Annotated in this window: 14 protein-coding genes; 5 read left to right on the top strand and 9 right to left on the bottom strand. The window is 39.9% G+C overall.

The window, feature by feature from the left end:
* Window positions 1-10 precede the first annotated feature (10 nt).
* On the top strand, window positions 11-793 hold the full coding sequence (locus NFR44_RS06900) for a ferredoxin reductase domain-containing protein (protein ID WP_251442744.1): 783 nt from the start codon (window positions 11-13) through the stop codon (window positions 791-793).
* A gap of 157 nt (window positions 794-950) precedes the next feature.
* Window positions 951-2,519 carry a nitrite/sulfite reductase gene (locus NFR44_RS06895; RefSeq protein WP_251442741.1) on the top strand — a complete coding sequence of 523 codons (1,569 nt, stop codon included), beginning with the start codon at window positions 951-953 and terminating at the stop codon, window positions 2,517-2,519.
* 67 nt (window positions 2,520-2,586) lie between these two features.
* Here the strand turns inward: NFR44_RS06895 and NFR44_RS06890 are convergent, their stop codons facing one another.
* The 7 genes from NFR44_RS06890 to rbsK form a co-directional block, all read right to left on the bottom strand.
* Complete coding sequence (locus tag NFR44_RS06890; RefSeq protein ID WP_251442739.1) at window positions 2,587-3,762, bottom strand: aminotransferase class I/II-fold pyridoxal phosphate-dependent enzyme; 1,176 nt, start codon at window positions 3,760-3,762, stop codon at window positions 2,587-2,589.
* On the bottom strand, window positions 3,755-4,267 hold the full coding sequence (locus tag NFR44_RS06885; protein WP_251442737.1) for an Lrp/AsnC family transcriptional regulator: 513 nt from the start codon (window positions 4,265-4,267) through the stop codon (window positions 3,755-3,757). Before NFR44_RS06885 ends, NFR44_RS06890 begins: the two co-directional genes overlap by 8 nt.
* Window positions 4,268-4,691: 424 nt before the next feature.
* A complete protein-coding gene (gene rbsB / locus NFR44_RS06880; RefSeq protein WP_251442734.1) occupies window positions 4,692-5,597 on the bottom strand; it encodes a ribose ABC transporter substrate-binding protein RbsB in 906 nt (301 codons plus the stop codon).
* Window positions 5,598-5,606: 9 nt separating this feature from the next.
* Complete coding sequence (locus tag NFR44_RS06875; RefSeq protein ID WP_251442731.1) at window positions 5,607-6,542, bottom strand: ABC transporter permease subunit; 936 nt, start codon at window positions 6,540-6,542, stop codon at window positions 5,607-5,609.
* Window positions 6,542-8,023, bottom strand: a complete 1,482-nt coding sequence (locus tag NFR44_RS06870; protein WP_251442728.1) for a sugar ABC transporter ATP-binding protein — start codon at window positions 8,021-8,023, stop codon at window positions 6,542-6,544. The genes NFR44_RS06875 and NFR44_RS06870 overlap by 1 nt, the downstream gene beginning before the upstream one ends.
* A gap of 70 nt (window positions 8,024-8,093) precedes the next feature.
* Entirely contained in the window at window positions 8,094-8,507 is a 414-nt protein-coding gene (gene rbsD, locus NFR44_RS06865) for a D-ribose pyranase (RefSeq protein WP_251442725.1), read from the bottom strand.
* A 1-nt stretch (window position 8,508) separates the two neighbouring features.
* On the bottom strand, window positions 8,509-9,399 hold the full coding sequence (gene rbsK, locus NFR44_RS06860; RefSeq protein WP_251442709.1) for a ribokinase: 891 nt from the start codon (window positions 9,397-9,399) through the stop codon (window positions 8,509-8,511).
* 244 nt (window positions 9,400-9,643) lie between these two features.
* Between rbsK and NFR44_RS06855 the strand changes: the two genes are divergently transcribed.
* A complete protein-coding gene (locus NFR44_RS06855; protein WP_251442706.1) occupies window positions 9,644-9,979 on the top strand; it encodes a zinc ribbon domain-containing protein YjdM in 336 nt (111 codons plus the stop codon).
* 197 nt (window positions 9,980-10,176) lie between these two features.
* Here NFR44_RS06855 and NFR44_RS06850 read toward each other — a convergent pair whose 3' ends face one another.
* Entirely contained in the window at window positions 10,177-11,415 is a 1,239-nt protein-coding gene (locus NFR44_RS06850; protein ID WP_251442695.1) for an FprA family A-type flavoprotein, read from the bottom strand.
* Window positions 11,416-11,649: 234 nt separating this feature from the next.
* Entirely contained in the window at window positions 11,650-15,390 is a 3,741-nt protein-coding gene (locus NFR44_RS06845; protein ID WP_251442692.1) for a phosphoribosylformylglycinamidine synthase, read from the bottom strand.
* A 264-nt stretch (window positions 15,391-15,654) separates the two neighbouring features.
* Here NFR44_RS06845 and NFR44_RS06840 point away from each other — a divergent pair, with 264 nt between their 5' ends.
* Together NFR44_RS06840 and NFR44_RS06835 are read left to right on the top strand one after the other, a co-directional pair.
* Window positions 15,655-16,536, top strand: a complete 882-nt coding sequence (locus NFR44_RS06840; RefSeq protein WP_251442689.1) for a LysR family transcriptional regulator — start codon at window positions 15,655-15,657, stop codon at window positions 16,534-16,536.
* A gap of 83 nt (window positions 16,537-16,619) precedes the next feature.
* On the top strand, window positions 16,620-17,195 hold the full coding sequence (locus NFR44_RS06835; protein ID WP_251442687.1) for a xanthine phosphoribosyltransferase: 576 nt from the start codon (window positions 16,620-16,622) through the stop codon (window positions 17,193-17,195).
* Window positions 17,196-17,254 lie beyond the last annotated feature (59 nt).

Raw genomic sequence — 17,254 nt, 5'->3', positions numbered from 1 at the left:
GTTTTCTCCTATGGCAGTACGAATTACCGAAATTTTAGAGTGTCGTCACCTTGGTCGCTCTATGAGAACGTATACATTAGCCATCCCAGACGGAATGACTTGGGCTGGTGGGGCTAATATGAAAATTGGGCTATTTGAGGGCTTGGACCCTACTATGGGTTCCCGTATTAAAGGTTGTGATTTAGCGACCCGACAAAAGGAGTCTACCACATTTACTACGGCATCATTTGACCCTAAATATACACGTATTGTGTCTATTTCGACACGACCACAGGATGGGGTAGTGGTATTTTCTACGCGCATTCCAGATAATCCATCTATTTTTAAAGCCGATTTGGCTACCTATGAAGTGGGCGATAGTTTATTTATATTAGAAGTCAATAATCATTTAGCAGTTCCGCCAGAAGGGCCTTTAGTTTTATTAACACAAGGTGTTGGCTTATCGAGTATGCATGCTTTTATACGAGATGTACTAGAAGCTGGCGGCGAAGGCCCCATTATTTGTGTCAATGTAGTTGAACCGACTGAAGAGCTGCGAGACCTCATGGTAGACGATGGGCGAGTATCTTATATTTTTAAGAGTAATCGCTATGCGTTTGAGCAAACAGTACGTAATATTCTAGATGAGACACAGTTATTTACTAATGGACGCTTTGTTGTGCTTGGCGGGCATGGTTTTATGAAACAATGGATTCATGAATTACGAATTTCTGGCATTGAAGATGAACGGATTTTTATTGATCGTTTAGATGTGCAACGCAGTATTTATTTTCCAGAGTTAAAAGCAGATTGATTGCATACATATATAAAACAACTAACTATATATAAGAATACTAAGTCCCCTGTACTGCATTCAGTATTGACGCAGTACAGGGGACGTGTTACGATTGGATTAGTTTTATGTCATCTTGATATAAGTATGTCAGTATAAAGATTGAGAGGGATACAGTATGGCATTTTTAACCGAAGAGGTGAAGGCACGCCTCATCAAAGATTTACCAACCTTTGCTAAAACTAGTGAACAATTTTTCAACAAAGAAATTTCTGTTAATGACTATAAGGGCTTATCCGGTCCTTTTGGAACTTATGCAGAACGTGGTGCTAATACAGCTATGTATCGGTTGCGTTTACCAGGGGGACGTATTACGCAACAACAATTAGCTTTTTTAGCAGATATGTTTACTCGCTTTGAATTACCACATCTTCATTTCACAACAGGCCAATCGATTCAAATTCATGGCTTGCAAGGACCACAAGTGATTGAAATGTTTAAAGAGTGTCATGCGCATGGCATTTATTCTCGTGGCGGTGGTGGTGACCATCCACGAAATATTGCAGCTAGCCCATTGCGTGGTGTTGTAGATGGTGAACCTTTTGACATAACACCATATGTACAGGTAGCAAGTGAGTATATTCTTACGCTAGTTCCTGATTTTAAAATGCCTCGTAAACTTAAAATCGCCTTTACTAATGGTCTTGAAAATACAACTCATGTTACCTTTAAGGATCTTGGGTTCTGGGCGCAGCCAGATGGTACGTTTACCGTATATGCTGGTGGTGGCTTAGGTGGCAATCCGCGTAAAGGTATTTTATTGGCAGAAAAAGTAGCTCCAGCCGATATTTTATACTATATTAAAGCTATGGTGCGCACCTTTATTGAAAATGCGGATTATAAAACGCGCAGTAAGAACCGCACTCGTTACATGGTAGCAGATATGGGTGAGGATAAATTCCGTGATGCTTTTAATAAGTTCTTAACTTTTGTTAAACGTACTGAGGATTTAAGTTTCACTTTACCAAATACAGCGATTACTAAAACAGGGACGGAGCGACTTACAGCTGAAGAACTTTCAGCTGCGAAAGGCCTCATTGGTGAACAAGTACAAGATGGCTTGTATTATGTATATTATCATCCCGTAGGAGGCCATGCACAGCCTGCAGTGGCTCGTGATGTATTCCAATATGTCGGTTCTTTAGAAGGTGCTGAAGCCCGCATGACTAGTGAAGAAGGGACATATTTTATTAATTTAACCGCTTCAGAAGCACGCAAAGTATATGATTTAATTAAGGATGATAGCTCTACGTCTGCTTTTGCTGCTAGTGTATGCTGTGTAGGGGCGGCTCGTTGCCAAGTTGGTTTCCAAAATTCCCAATCTGCGTATAAAGATATTCTAGCGCATTTAGCAGCAGAAGGAATTGATGATAGCCTATTGCCTAAAATTCATATTTCAGGTTGTCCATCTTCCTGTGGTACGCATCAAATTGGTACGCTTGGTCTTCATGGCTTTGTGAAACAAGTAGATGGCAAACCACAGCCAGCCTTTAATCTCTTTAAGGGGGGCAGTGATGAATTAGGTTTTGTTACCTTTGGTGAGCCTTTAGGGGCTATCACTATTGCTGATTTGCCAGCCTTCTTTGCAGAGTTAGCAACAGTATTAAATCAAGCAGGTCAACCTTACGATATTTGGATTAAAGATCATGCTGCTGAATTTGAAACATTGGCTAAGAAATATATATAATTAAGTTTATAAAATAAAAAAAGTAGGTACTAGTAATATTGCTAGTGCCTACTTTTTTAGTTATTATTTATTGTTTTATTTCTACTAAGAATTCTTTAATGCGTTTTAAAGCTTCTTTAATATTGGCTAAGGAATTGGCGTAAGCAACGCGGACGAAGCCCTCACCACAATCACCAAAGGCGTTACCTGGAACAATGGCAACATGTTTAGCATAAAGCAGTTTTTCACAGAATGTCTCTGAGTCAAAGCCTGTAGAGCGAATATCAGGGAATACGTAGAAGGCCCCTTCTGGCTCAAAGCAAGTTAAACCAAGTTCATTAAAGGTATTTACTAATAAGCGGCGACGAATATCGTATTGATCACGCATATATTCAATGTCTTTATCGCCATATTTAAGGGCCTCAATGGCTGCATATTGGGCGATTGAAGGGGCACTCATGATGCCGTATTGATGAAGTTTGGTCATTTGAGCAATAATTTCTTTTGGCCCTACCGCAATACCAAGGCGCCAACCTGTCATGGCGAAGGCTTTAGAGAAGCCATTGATTACAATTGTGCGCTCTTTCATACCAGGAATAGCCGCAATTGTTACATGAGGATTAGTACCATAGGTTAATTCGCTATAAAGCTCATCAGAAATGACAAATAAATTATGTTTTTCAATAACCTTAGCAATTTCCTCTAAATGCTCACGGCGCATAACGGCGCCAGTAGGGTTATTAGGGAATGGTAGCACTAGGATTTTAGTTCTTGGTGTTATATGTGCCTCTATGTCCTCAGCGGTCAGGCGGAAATTATTTTCAGCCTTTGTTTCTACTTGGATTGCTACGCCTTTAGCCACTTCTGTGAGTGGTGTGTAACATACAAAACTAGGCACAGGGATGAGCACTTCGTCGCCAGGATTGATTAAGCTGCGAAGGGCTAAATCAATTGCTTCTGAGCCACCAACACTGACTAAAATATCCGTAGCGGGCTCATAAGTAACGCCATATTTACGAGAGAACCAATGGCTGATTTCTTCGCGTAAATCGGCAAAACCACGATTTGGTGAATACCAAGTTTTGCCTTTTTCTAGGGACGCAATCCCCGCTTCACGAATATGCCAAGGGGTAGAAAAGTCGGGTTCCCCAATACTGAGTGATATAACATTATCAATTTCGTTAGCAATGTCAAAAAAACGGCGAATACCAGATGGTTTTACATTAGCTAGCTCATGATTTAAAAACTCATCATAATTAATCATAGAATACATTGCTCCTTATTTCTTTTTGTACCTCATCATGGTAGATTACATTGCGATCTTTGTAACGACTTAGAATGAAGTGAGTGCCTGTGCCACGCACCCCTTCAAGGGTGGAAAGACGACGGGCCACAAAAAGGGCAATATCACGCATGCTTTTGCCTTGGATAACTACGGTTAAATCATAACCACCAGACATGAGATAGACCCCTTCCACTTCTTCAAATTGCATAATGCGGTGAGCCAATTTATCAAAGCCTTGGTCAGGTTCTGGTGTTACTTGTAATTGGATGAGGGCTGTTGCTTTATTGGCATCAATAGCCTCCCAATCAACAACCGCTTGATAGCCCTTAATGATACCTTGGGCTTCTAAGGCGGCAATACGTTCAGATACCTCGGCTTCGGCTACACCTAGCATGGCGGCTAATTGGCCATGCGTTATACTTGCGTCCGCGGCCAAAAGGTCGAGTAGCTTTTTGTCAGTAGCAGTTACATTAGAATTACTCATAATTGATGTCTCCTTTCATCTATCGGAAGGGCGAAGCCATCCGAGGCAGGTCGGTTAAATCCGACAATTAATATACTGTCTATTTTACCACTCTTTGAAAACGAATAAAATAGTCTATTTGTTGATTGATGTGATTTGAGTATGAATTTCATGCTAATTTTGCATGAATGTTGAATTTATATTGTCGTTTATTTTATATTTCGTATGATTTGGTATTTTTATAGTTCAAAACGTAGGGTAACTACCGTTGTGAAAATAAATAAAATAGTTAAAGTAGCTGAAGCAGTTAAAGTGGCAAAGGTAGTTAAGGTAGATAAAATTAGTTAAAAGAAAAGCTCTCCGCTGGATACACCGTAGTGTAGCCAATAGAGAGCTTTTAATAGTTTCTATGTAAGTTTCTATCAATCGATTGTTCAAGGAATTACTATTTAGTGATTACTTTTAATTCTACAGGAATTTTGCTGTCTACTTGTTCACCTTTGATAACTTTAGAAGCAGTGTCAACGGCAATTTTACCCATTAATTCAGGTTGTTGTGCTACAGTAGCTGCTAAAGTACCATCTTCTACAGCTTTTTGAGCATCTTCCGTGCCATCAAAGCCTACGATGAAGATTTGTTTACCAGCTGATTTTGCCGCTTGAATAGCGCCTAGAGCCATTTCATCATTGTGGGCGAAAATAGCTTTTACATCAGGGTTAGCTTGAAGAATATTTGTAGAAACGTTTAAGCCTTTTGTGCGGTCAAAGTCAGCACTTTGTTTAGCTACTACGTCTAAAGATTTGTCAGCTACGTTGTGGAAGCCTTGGCCACGTTCACGAGTAGCAGAAGCACCAGGAATACCTTCGATTTCAGCTACTTTAGCGCCATTACCTAATTTATCAACGATTAACTGAGCAGCCATTTCGCCACCTTTAACATTATCAGAGGCAATATGAGCCACAACTTTACCTTTATCAGTAGAGCGGTCAACAGTAATTACAGGAATGTTTTTACCGTTAGCAGCTTCTACAGAAGTAGCAATAGCGGCAGAGTCTACTGGATTAACAATTAAAATGGATACGCCACTTTCTAATAAGTCAGCTACATCATTAGCCTGTTTAGCTGGATCGTTTTGTGCGTCTACAATTTTAACTTTAAGACCTAATTCTTTAGCCTGTTTTTCAACGCCATCTTTTAAAGAAACGAAGAATGGGTTGTTTAAGGTAGACACAGAGAAACCGATTGTACCTTGTTTTTTGTCGCCACCGCCACTATTAGAGCTAGAGCCACAACCAGCGATTAAGCCGATTACGAGAACCATAGCAACGATGATTGTTAATAATTTTTTCATTCTAACCTCCTACGCTTTTTTGCGGTCCCCAAGGACAGCAAGTAAGATTACAATACCTTTTACAATTTGTTGATAGAAACTGGAAACGTCGAGAATATTTAAGCCATTATTTAAAGTACCGATGATGAGGGCACCAATTAATGTGCCTACGATGTGTCCACGGCCACCAGCTAGGCTTGTGCCACCAAGTACTACGGCTGCGATAGCATCAAGTTCATAGCCCATACCAGCAGTTGGTTGCGCTGAATTAAGACGTGAGGTAATAATAGCGCCCGCAATAGCACTTAACATACCAGTTAAGGCATAGGCAAAGATTTTTACACGATTAATTTTAATCCCTGCAATATAACTAACTTTTTCACTACCACCTACAGCATAGGTTTGTCGACCTAAGGAAGTCTTTTGTAAAACAAACCATAGAATGAGGAAGGAAAGAAACATCGTGATAGCTGGAATTGGTAAACCTGCAATATCGCCTTGACCAAAAGCGTGGAACATAGGGTCTGTTGTAAGACCACTAATTGGATTACCATCGGTAAAAACAAGGGTAGCCCCACGGTAAATAGTCATGGTTGCTAAGGTGGCAATAAAAGGTGCTACTTTTCCATAGGCAATGACGATCCCGTTAATACCGCCTAAGATAATGCCGACCCCAGCAGCCGCTAAAATGGCTACTTCAGGATTCATACCGCCTACAATAAAGTTAGCCATAATAGCACTGGATAAGGCTAAGATGGAGCCTACCGATAAATCAATGCCCGCTGTTAGAATAACAAAGGTCATACCAAAGGCGATAATGGCATTGATTGAGACTTGACGCAATAAGTTACGTAAATTAGAAAAATCTAAAAAGCTGTCATTAAGACTAGCGATAATAATAAATAAGGCAATTAGGCCAATGAGGGGGCCTAATTTCTTAATAGTGTCTGTCATAGTTCGATTCATTATTGTCCTCCTGTAGCTAGGTTCATGATAGATTCTGGGGTAGCGTTAGTGCGGTCTAAAATGCCCGCTACAGCGCCTTCGTGAATAACCATGACCCGATCGCTCATACCTAATACTTCTGGTAGCTCTGAGGACACCATAATGATGGAGACCCCTTGGCTAGTTAATTCATTCATTAAGTCATAAATGTCGCGTTTGGCCCCAATGTCGATACCACGAGTTGGTTCATCCATGATGATAATCGATGGTGCTAGGCCAATCCATTTGGCAATAACGACTTTTTGCTGATTCCCACCAGAAAGGGAAGAGGCTGGTAAATGAACCGATTGTGTTTTAACGCCTAATTTTTTTGATAAGGTATCCGCAAACTCAAAGAGTTTACTCTTGTTTAATACATGCGTAGGGCAGACTTGTTTTAGATTTGGCAAGGTAATATTTGAACCAATGGAAAAATCTAAAATCAAACCTTCCCCTTTGCGGTCTTCTGTAATAAAGGCAATCCCTGCTTTAATAGCATCTTCTGGCTTTTTAAAATGAAGGGGTTTGCCATTCAAGATAATTTCGCCACCATCGTAGGAGTCAATACCAAAAATAGCCCGCATGATTTCTGTACGGCCAGCTCCCATGAGACCAGCTACACCTAGAATTTCGCCTTTATGTAAATCGAAGGAAATCGTGTGGCTAAAATCTTTAGGCTGTAGGCCATTGACGGTAAGGATGACTTCCTCTGGCATAGTGCTGCGGTCAGGATAGAATTCATCAATGGAGCGACCTACCATGTCGCGAACCACTTCATCTACATTCGTATCGGTAACCGCCTTTGTACTAATGGTGTGTCCATCACGCATAACGGTAATTACATCACATTCACTAAATACTTCTTCCATGCGGTGAGAAATGTAGACAATAGCAACACCCTGTTCTTTTAATTGACGCATCATACGGAAGAGGGTAGCTGTTTCACGCTCTGTTAAGGCTGCTGAAGGTTCGTCCATGATAACAACCTTAGCATTCAGCATTAATACTCGTAAAATTTCAGCCATTTGCTGTTGACCTACTGAACAAAGGCCTGCTTCTTTGGTAAGGGGCAATTCAATTTTCATTTCTTCGCATTTAGCTTTGGCTTCTTGGAGCATGGCTTGTTTATTAAGCATGCCCAGACCATTTGTTTTAGGCTGCATTAAATATAGATTTTCTAATAAGCTTAAATTAGGCCAAATGTTAAGTTCTTGATGGATAAAGGCAATGCCATGTTTTTCGGCTTCACGAGGACTCGTATAGGTAGTATTTACACCATCTATTGTGATTGTCCCTGCATCGGCTTTATGAAGGCCTGTGAGTATGTTCATCAGGGTGGATTTACCAGCCCCATTTTCACCCATGAGGGCATGAACTTCGCCGGCTTTTAAGGTAATGTTAACGTCTTTAAGCACTTGGTTAGTACCGAACGCTTTGGCAATGCCGGTCATTTTAATTTCCATTATAATCTCCTGCTGAATTGGTTTTCTACATACAATACATCTTGGTTAGCCGTATTGTTTGTAGGGATACTTATTTTTCTTCGTTAAAGATACAATCGGCTTGTAAAATTACATTGGCATAAGGTGTAGTTTCACCAGTGCGAATAATGCATTTACATTGTTTCGTTGCTATTTTAAAGTCTTCATGACTGGTTAGTTTCCAAGTATAGCGGTCTTCAGGGTATAATTCTTGAAGGACTGCATAATTTTTAGGATTTTGTGTTTTAATTGGCTCTGCCACATGAATAGCTTCTGCTTGCATATGCTCCTTTAATAGTCGCACAACTTGTTCAAAACTAGGTGTACCAAAGGCAAGGGCTAAGTCGATTTTTTGAACGCCCTCTGGAATAGGGAGACCGCAATCACCAATACAAATGGTATCGGTATGACCAAGATCAGCCAATACTTTGGCAATGTGACTATTTAAAATACCACCTTTTTGCATATTAGCCCCTTTCAGCCATAAAGGCTGCTACTTCATCAGCTGTAGGCATGCCTTCTTGGGCACCTAATTTAAGAATAGAGAGGGCGGCCGCAGCATTGCCATAATGAACTGCTTCTTCAATCGTTTTATTGTTGACAATAGCGGTAGCAAAGGCACCATTAAAGGTATCGCCAGCACCAGTAGTATCTACTGGTGTTACTTTGAAACTTCGCATACGACGAAGTTCACCATCTTGGGCATAGGCAACGCCTTCACTGCCAAGGGTAACGATGATTTTTCCTTCATTTGCAAGGATTACGTCCTCTGTATTGTTCGCGGGATAAAGGGAAGCTAATTCGTGTTCATTTGGTGTAATGTAAGTGGCATCAGTTAGCCACTGTGCTTCTAAATCAGCCGCTGGGGCTGGATTGAGAAGTACCTTAATCCCGTTTTTAGCGCATTTTTCGGTAATATAGCCGATTGTAGGTAAAGGGATTTCATTTTGAATCATTACTAAATCAGCTTTTTTTATAGCGTCCCACGCAGTGTCGACGACTTTTTTGGAAACCTGAGCATTGGCACCGGAGAGTACAATAATACTATTGTCACCTTCTGCTAATGTAATATGAGCTGTACCGCTATTTTCATTATCTAGAGTTATTAAATAGTCGGTATTAATCTTATAACGCTGTAAGTTATCCTTAATCATTTGGCCGTATGCATCATTGCCGACACAGCCAACCATAGTGACATTCGCACCGAGTTTAGCTGCAGCTACAGCTTGATTGGCTCCTTTGCCGCCTGGTGAAATGTTTAAGCCTGTCCCTAAAATTGTTTCGCCCGCAGCGGGACGTTTTGAGGCCAAAACGGTTATATCTATGTTACAGCTTCCGATAACTACGATATTATTCATGGAAACCTCCCTAATGTTTAATGTGCATTTCTTTAGTATACACCAGATTTCTTTAATTTAATAGATAGTTTAATTCTTAATTTAGTATATACTAATTATTAGTACTTGCCTACTGGCAAAACACAAATAGAGTTAAATTAGGCTAAAATAGAATAAAAACTGTTTTTTCGTTTTAAAATATGTAGAATTTTTGGTAAAATAAAGGATATATATTAAAATAATCGTTTTTAAAAGGAGGATTTGAATGGCAACGTTACCTAATTGTCCAAAATGTAGTGAAGCATATACGTATGAAGATGGTCACATGTATGTGTGCCCTATGTGTGCTCATGAATGGACGGCAGCTGATAGTGATGAGGATGCTACCGCTTTTGTTGTGCGTGATGCAAATGGCAATGTGCTACAAGATGGCGATTCCGTGACTATTATTAAAGATTTAAAAGTAAAAGGTGCTTCTGTGCTAAAACAGGGGACGCGAGTAAAGAATATACGCCTTGTAGACGGTGATCATAATATTGATTGTAAGATTGATGGTTTTGGAGCGATGGCTTTAAAATCTGAATTTGTTAAAAAGCTTTAATATAGTGCTTTAATATAATCTTATGAAAATAAAATACATATAAAATATAATAGTTTTATATGTAAGAAAAGCCTTACCAGTAGTTTTTATAATAACTGGTAAGGCTTTTTTGCATAGTCTTGGATATTTTATATACAGTATTATATAAAATACACAGTATATTTTATAGTAAACAAAAGTTTTATAAGTAAATCAGATTATAAGCTGAAGGTTTGAATTTCTGTAGCTTCAATGGACGCTACAATATCGTCAGCTAATTTTTCAAATAAAGGTAATTGTTGTGGATGTAGGGCACCGCGAATATCAAGTGGTGTACCTACGATTTCCATATCTTTAAATTCATTAGTGAAATATTCTACCATTCGCTTCATCGCTGCAGAGGCCCAAGAGTGATTGCCTACGATGGATACTTTATGATTGTGGAAGTTGAGTGCTTTCAATTCATATAATAAGTTTTCCATTGTAAGATACAAGGCTAAGTTATAGGTTGGCGCCATGCATACGAGGTGACTATATTTCCAAGCATCCGCAATAATATAGGATGGATTAGTTTTAGATACGTCATAGATTTTAATATCTGTAATACCACGCAATGACAATAATTTAGCTAATTGTTGCGCCATTTCAGCTGTATTACCATACATGGAACCAAAGGCAATGACTACGCCTTTCTTTTCAGCAGAATAGGTGCTCCAGTGCATGTATTTTTCAATCATATATTTAATGCTTTCAGGGGTACGCCAGATTGGGCCGTGTAGGGGCGCAATCATTTTAATGCCTAACGGAAGGGCTTTTTTTATTGCATTCTGCACTTGAACGCCATATTTGCCAACGATGTTGGTGTAGTAACGGCGCGCTTCATCTTCATAAACTCGTTCAAAGTCGAGCTGGTCAGCAAAGATATTACCATTGATAGTACCGAAGGTACCAAAGGCATCAGCAGAGAATAAAATCCCATTAGTGGCTTCAAAGGTACAAGTTACTTCTGGCCAGTGAACCATAGGCATAGTATATGAATGAAGGGTATGTTTACCTAATTCAATCGTATCGCCTTCTTTAACTTCATAGTAGTTATCTGGGCAAGGGCGACCATAAAATTGTTCAAATAAGCGGAAAGTGGTGCGATTACCAACGATTTTTACATTAGGGTAACGATCGATTAATTCGATTAAGGTTGAGCAATGGTCTGGCTCCATGTGGTTAACCACAACAAAGTCTAATTCACGGCCATTGAGCAAATGCTCCACATTATCAAAAAACTCTTGGCGAATGCTATCGTCAACAGAGTCTACAATACAAGTTTTTTCATCATCAATAAAATAGGAATTATAACTAACACCCATAGGAATTGGGAAGAGGTTTTCAAAACGTTCTGTATCCCAATCATTGCTACCAATCCAATAAATATTATCTGTTAATTTTTGTGCGCAATGCATGACCTTACATCCTTTCAACTTAAGAATAACAAGAGCTGGTTATGTCTCTAAACTTATTCACCAATTATTATGATACTAGTAATCATATAGATACGCAACCTATAGATATGAAAAAAACGACATTTGTCATGCCGTTTTTTTCTTTAAGTATGCATTTTTTGAAATAATACGTGCAATCTTTGAGATATTTTAGTGATATATCGTATTTGAAAGTTCGTAGTGTTTTTAGATTAATTAGTCTTTGAAGTAAGCAACACCAGAGGCAAAGACTGGCATACCTTGTTTGCCAGGAATGTTTTTCGCAATACCATAGCCTGTACGTTCAATGTGCCCCATTTTACCAAAAACGCGACCATCAGGACTGAATAGACCTTCAATAGCAGCTACAGACTGATTAGGGTTAAAACGAGCATCGTAAGACGCAATCCCTTCTAAATCTACATATTGCGTAGCAATTTGGCCACTACGGTTGAATTCTACCACTTGGGCTGGGGAGGCAATGAAACGACCTTCACCATGAGAAATTGGTACAGTATAAATTTCTCCAGCTTTAGTTAAACTCATCCATGGTGATTTAGTAGAAATAACTTTAGTACGAACCATGCTCGATAAGTGACGACCAATCGTATTATAGGTTAGTGTAGGACTATCTTCTGTCATAGGGGCAATATCACCATATGGTAGAAGACCTAATTTTATGAGTGCTTGGAAACCATTACAAATACCAAGGGCTAAGCCATCACGATTGTGTAATAAGTTGTGTAAGGACTCACTTAAATATGGATTGCGGAATAAGGTAGCCATGAATTTACCTGAGCCATCAGGTTCATCACCAGCGCTGAAACCACCAGGGAAGAATAGGATTTGAGCTTCATCCAATTTTTGTTTCATTACTTGAATAGATTCTTCTAACTCAGCCACTGTGCGATTGCGGATGATGACAATATCAGCGACCCCACCAGCATTTTCAAAGGCACGAGCTGAATCGTATTCACAGTTTGTGCCAGGGAATACAGGAATAACAATTCGTGGTTTGGCGATGCTTGGACTTTGTCGTGGTTTAGCGTGTTGATTATGAATATAGGCTACGGCTTCCCCTTGGCCGGATTTGGCGGTTAGAGGGAAGATAGGTGCTAATGTACTTTCATAGGCTTCTTCTAATTCATCTAAGTCAATTTCATAATTATCAATTGTAATTTGAGGCTCTTCTGTAATGGTACCTAGTAGTGTTACATGAGTGTGTTTAGCCCATTCATTGGCAGTTGCTTCATCCGTTTCAATAATCCAAGAGCCACTGTAAGGGGCAAATAACATAGGTTCAACATCACCGATTAGTTCAATACCTAAACGACTGCCTAAGGCCATTTTGGTAATAGCCGCAGCAATTCCACCAGCCTCTACGACATAAGCGGCTGCCACATGACCGGCTTTAGCTTGTTGTGTGATGCGGTCGGCTTGTGATTTAAAGATGTCCCAATCAGGCGTTGCATCCTCTTTGCGCGGTGCATTGACATGGAGTAGGACATGGCCTGCTTCTTTAAGATGTGGCGTAATAATATCATCCACATTAGCAGTAGTTACAGCGAAGGAAACAAGTGTTGGTGGCACTGTTAAGTTCATAAAGGTACCGGACATAGAATCTTTACCACCAATCGCACCAATGCCGAGTTGTTTTTGTGCATCATAGGCGCCAAGTAAGGCAGCTACAGGTTTACCCCACGTATTTTTATCTTGATTTAAGCGTTCAAAATACTCTTGTAAGGTTAAATAAATGGAGCTGCGTTTGCCACCAAGGGCTACAATCTTAGCTACGGAGAGTAAAATTGCTTGTTGTGCGCCATGGAATGGGCTCCATTCTGAAATATAAGGATCAAAACCATGGGTCATAAGGCTGGCAGTTGTGGTTTCGCCGTGTAATACAGGCAATTTGGCCGCCATCCCTTGCACTGGGGTTTTCTGATATAAACCACTAAATGGCATGAGCACTGTGCCGGCGCCAATAGTGCTGTCGAAACGTTCGCCAAGACCTTGCTGTGAAGTAACGGCTAAGTCTTTCATAGTAGCAAGCCAATGTTCTTTAATATCCTCAACAGAAGGCTCTTCGTAGAAGGTGCCTACAGGAGCTACTACATGGGCGGCTTGACTTTGTTTAGCACCGTTGGTGTTTAAGAAATCACGGGAAATATCTACGATATTAACGCCTTGCCAAGTCATGGTTAAGCGGTTGGAATCGGTAACATCGGCAACGATAGTAGCTTCTAAGTTTTCTTCATCACAATATTGGCGGAAAGCATCCCAATCATTGGCTGCAATAACGCAAGCCATTCGTTCTTGGGATTCAGAAATTGCCAGTTCAGTGCCATCGAGACCTTCATATTTTTTAGGCACTTTATCTAAATTGATAAGCAGGCCATCGGTTAACTCACCAATAGCTACCGATACGCCACCAGCACCAAAGTCATTACAACGTTTGATGAGTGTAGTTACTTCTGGACGACGGAATAGACGTTGAATTTTGCGTTCTGTTAGAGGATTACCTTTTTGTACTTCTGCGCCACAAGTAGTGAGGGAAGATAGGTCATGCTCTTTGGAAGAACCTGTAGCACCACCACAGCCATCACGGCCTGTTTTACCACCTAATAGTACGACAATATCGCCTGGCATAGGCGTTTCACGGCGTACATTGCTGCGTGGGGCAGCGCCAACTACAGCACCAATTTCCATGCGTTTAGCTACATAGCCAGGATGGTAGTATTCGCGAACTTCACCAGTAGCTAGGCCGATTTGATTACCATAGGAGCTATAGCCACGAGCGGCCCCTGTAGTTATTTGTGATTGTGGTAATTTTCCTTCCAACGTTTCACTAAGTGGCGTTAGAGGATTACCAGAGCCAGTTACACGCATTGCTTGGTATACATAAGCACGGCCACTTAATGGATCGCGAATACAGCCTCCTAAACAGGTAGCGGCACCGCCATAAGGTTCAATTTCTGTAGGATGGTTATGGGTTTCATTTTTGAAGAGTAATAGCCATTCTTCAGTTTTGCCATTTACCTCAACAGGTACTACGATAGTACAAGCATTGATTTCATCAGATTCATCAATTTCTTGTAAGCCTCCTTGATCGCGTAACTCTTTAACTGCCAAGGTAGCCATATCCATTAATGTACGGGCTTTTTCGCGGCTCGCATAGAGATGGCGACGGCCTGACATATAATTAGCAAAGGCGGCTTGAATAGGCACTGTTTCTGGTGAATTGTCGATAGTAATATCAGTTAGCTCTGTCATAAAGGTCGTATGACGGCAATGATCAGACCAATAGGTGTCTAATACGCGAATTTCAGTAATGGTAGGATTGCGTTTTTCCGTATTTGCAAAATAATCTTGAATGAGTTCGATGTCTGCGGCACTCATGGCAAGGCCTAACTCTTTACGCCAATTTTGTAATTCTTCAGGGCTGGCCGTGATGAAGCCTTCTAAGCTTGCCACTGGTTCGGCTGGCTGCACATCCAGTTGTAATGAAGTAGGTAATTCAAGAGAGGCTTCTCTTGAGTCTACAGGATTGATATAATATTGTTTTATACGAGTTATGTCTTTAGCACTTAAATCGCCTTCTAAGGCAAATACACGGGCTGTGCGCACCGTAGCACCTGATTTAAGCGTTAGCATAGCTAAACATTGTTCAGCTGAATCAGCTCGTTGATCATATTGGCCAGGTACGTATTCTGTGGCGATGATATGAGTCTGTTCTGTTTTGGGGAGGGTGTCAAATAGTTCATCCACCGGTGGCTCAGAGAAGATGAGTTGCTTAGCATTGGCTAAGTCGTCAGCTGATACCCCTTCAATGTCATAGCGTTCGTAAATAGTCACAGAATTAACGGGAATGCCCAGTTCTGTACGAATGGTGTGACACATAGATGTAGCTTCGTGCGCAAAGTTTTCACGTTTACGGACGAAAATGCGATGAATTGACATAATAAGCCTCCTCTTGTTAGTTGTCAATGAATACACTAGCTATTGTGTTGATTATGAAATATAGATATAATATACCTATATTGACAATTCTAGTATATACGGTTTAGACTTATTAGTAAAGAAAAACTTAATTAGAGGAGGTTAATAATTTCTTTGTTGTAATTAGTTTTACTAATTAATAAATAAGTGGTATAGGTTGCTAAGTGTTGGCAGTATTTATGGGGTATTGAGTGGTAGTTGTTGTAAAGGAGTTAAAGAGATTATATGAGCATTTCCACAGATTTGTATCGTACCTTTTTAGGGGTAGGCTTGCATTTGTCCTTTTCTAAAGCAGCTAAAGAGATAGGGGTTTCTCAATCTGCTATTAGCCAAAGTATTAAGCAGCTAGAAAAAGAATTAGACATTGTACTTTTTGAACGTACAACTAAATCTGTTTCGTTTACACCAGAAGGGAAAGAACTTTTCGATACAGTGGCTAAAGCATTTTCTATTTTGGACAATGGGGTGACACAGCTACAAGATCGTCTTACACATGAACAAGAAAGTGTAAAATTAGCAGCTACAGATACATTATGTCGTCATTTCTTATTGCCTTATTTTAAAAAATGGCAAGAACAAGAGCAAGGAACAGGCTTACAGATTACTAATCGTCCATCACCACTTTGTGTACAGATGGTAGAGAATCGAGAAGCGCAAATGGCGATTGTTAATGCCTATGACGGATTAGAAGCGAATCCACAATTAGAAGTTATCGAATTACAGACTATGCAAGATGTGTTTGTAGGCGGTCCTTTTTATAAAGGGATGGGCACTATTGACTTAAGTCGTTTATTGCAAGAGCCTTTATTGTTGTTAACACAAGGTGCTGCTAGTCGTGAATTCTTTGATAAATTGACAGGCAATGCTTGTAAGAAACCTTCTTTTGAGTTAGGTAGTCTTGATGTTCTTATGGACTTAGTTGAAATCAACATGGGCATATCGTTAGTGCCAGATATTTTGGTAAAACAAAAGTTAAAAGAAGGCCGTGTAGTTGAGATAAAAACAGATATTGTAGTGCCGCCACGTAAAATTGCTTTAGTGCGGTCTCGTTTATTGCCTATATCTCAAGGCGCAGCGAAATTTATTGACCTTCTCTTAAAGAAGTGATATTGTAATATAATCAGTATAGTATTAATACTTATTAATATATGTAAGTGTAAGTAACAGAAACGCAACAAGGAGACTCTCGTATGGAATTGTTAAAAGAACGCATTATGGAGGAAGGCATTGTTTTAAACAATCGCGTCTTAAAAGTGGACAGCTTTTTAAATCATCAAATTGATCCTAAATTGTTTGTCGCTATTGGTAAGGAAATTGCGGCGCGTTTTAAAGATAAGGGCATTCAACGTATTGTGACCATTGAGGCTTCTGGTATCGCAGTAGCATTGCAAGTGGCTATTGAAATGGATGTGCCACTTGTGTTTGCGCGCAAGAAAAAGTCTATTCTTATGACTGATGATGTATATCATTCGGTAGTATATTCCTATACTAAGGAAGAAAACTATGATGTAACTATTTCTAAAAAGTTCTTACCACAAGGCGAAAAAGTCCTTATTATTGATGATTTCTTAGCAAGTGGTGAAGCGGCTATGGGGCTTGTAAAATTAGTGGAAAGCGCAGGCGATTCAGTAGAAGGTATTGCCATTGTGATTGAAAAATCTTTCCAGCCTGGTCGTGAGCGTTTAGAACGCGCTGGTTACGATGTACAATCGCTCGTGCGCATTGCAAAATTCGAAGATGACCATTGCGTTTTCATTGATGACTAATAGATTGAAATGTGATTTTATATTTTGAATGTAATTTTACATTTTGAGAGATTAATAAT

The organism is Veillonella intestinalis, from assembly GCF_943193155.1.
Classification (GTDB): Bacteria; Bacillota; Negativicutes; order Veillonellales; family Veillonellaceae; genus Veillonella_A; species Veillonella_A intestinalis.
This window is presented reverse-complemented; position numbering and strand designations above follow the sequence as displayed.

What these genes read in the sequence shown, in the direction of transcription:
- NFR44_RS06900 (WP_251442744.1), top strand. Translation starts at nt 11, where the DNA reads ATGGCAGTACGAATTACCGAAATTTTAGAGTGTCGTCACCTTGGTCGC.
- NFR44_RS06895 (WP_251442741.1), top strand. Translation starts at nt 951, where the DNA reads ATGGCATTTTTAACCGAAGAGGTGAAGGCACGCCTCATCAAAGATTTA.
- NFR44_RS06890 (WP_251442739.1), bottom strand. Translation starts at nt 3,762, where the DNA reads ATGATTAATTATGATGAGTTTTTAAATCATGAGCTAGCTAATGTAAAA.
- NFR44_RS06885 (WP_251442737.1), bottom strand. Translation starts at nt 4,267, where the DNA reads ATGAGTAATTCTAATGTAACTGCTACTGACAAAAAGCTACTCGACCTT.
- rbsB (WP_251442734.1), bottom strand. Translation starts at nt 5,597, where the DNA reads ATGAAAAAATTATTAACAATCATCGTTGCTATGGTTCTCGTAATCGGC.
- NFR44_RS06875 (WP_251442731.1), bottom strand. Translation starts at nt 6,542, where the DNA reads ATGAATCGAACTATGACAGACACTATTAAGAAATTAGGCCCCCTCATT.
- NFR44_RS06870 (WP_251442728.1), bottom strand. Translation starts at nt 8,023, where the DNA reads ATGGAAATTAAAATGACCGGCATTGCCAAAGCGTTCGGTACTAACCAA.
- rbsD (WP_251442725.1), bottom strand. Translation starts at nt 8,507, where the DNA reads ATGCAAAAAGGTGGTATTTTAAATAGTCACATTGCCAAAGTATTGGCT.
- rbsK (WP_251442709.1), bottom strand. Translation starts at nt 9,399, where the DNA reads ATGAATAATATCGTAGTTATCGGAAGCTGTAACATAGATATAACCGTT.
- NFR44_RS06855 (WP_251442706.1), top strand. Translation starts at nt 9,644, where the DNA reads ATGGCAACGTTACCTAATTGTCCAAAATGTAGTGAAGCATATACGTAT.
- NFR44_RS06850 (WP_251442695.1), bottom strand. Translation starts at nt 11,415, where the DNA reads ATGCATTGCGCACAAAAATTAACAGATAATATTTATTGGATTGGTAGC.
- NFR44_RS06845 (WP_251442692.1), bottom strand. Translation starts at nt 15,390, where the DNA reads ATGTCAATTCATCGCATTTTCGTCCGTAAACGTGAAAACTTTGCGCAC.
- NFR44_RS06840 (WP_251442689.1), top strand. Translation starts at nt 15,655, where the DNA reads ATGAGCATTTCCACAGATTTGTATCGTACCTTTTTAGGGGTAGGCTTG.
- NFR44_RS06835 (WP_251442687.1), top strand. Translation starts at nt 16,620, where the DNA reads ATGGAATTGTTAAAAGAACGCATTATGGAGGAAGGCATTGTTTTAAAC.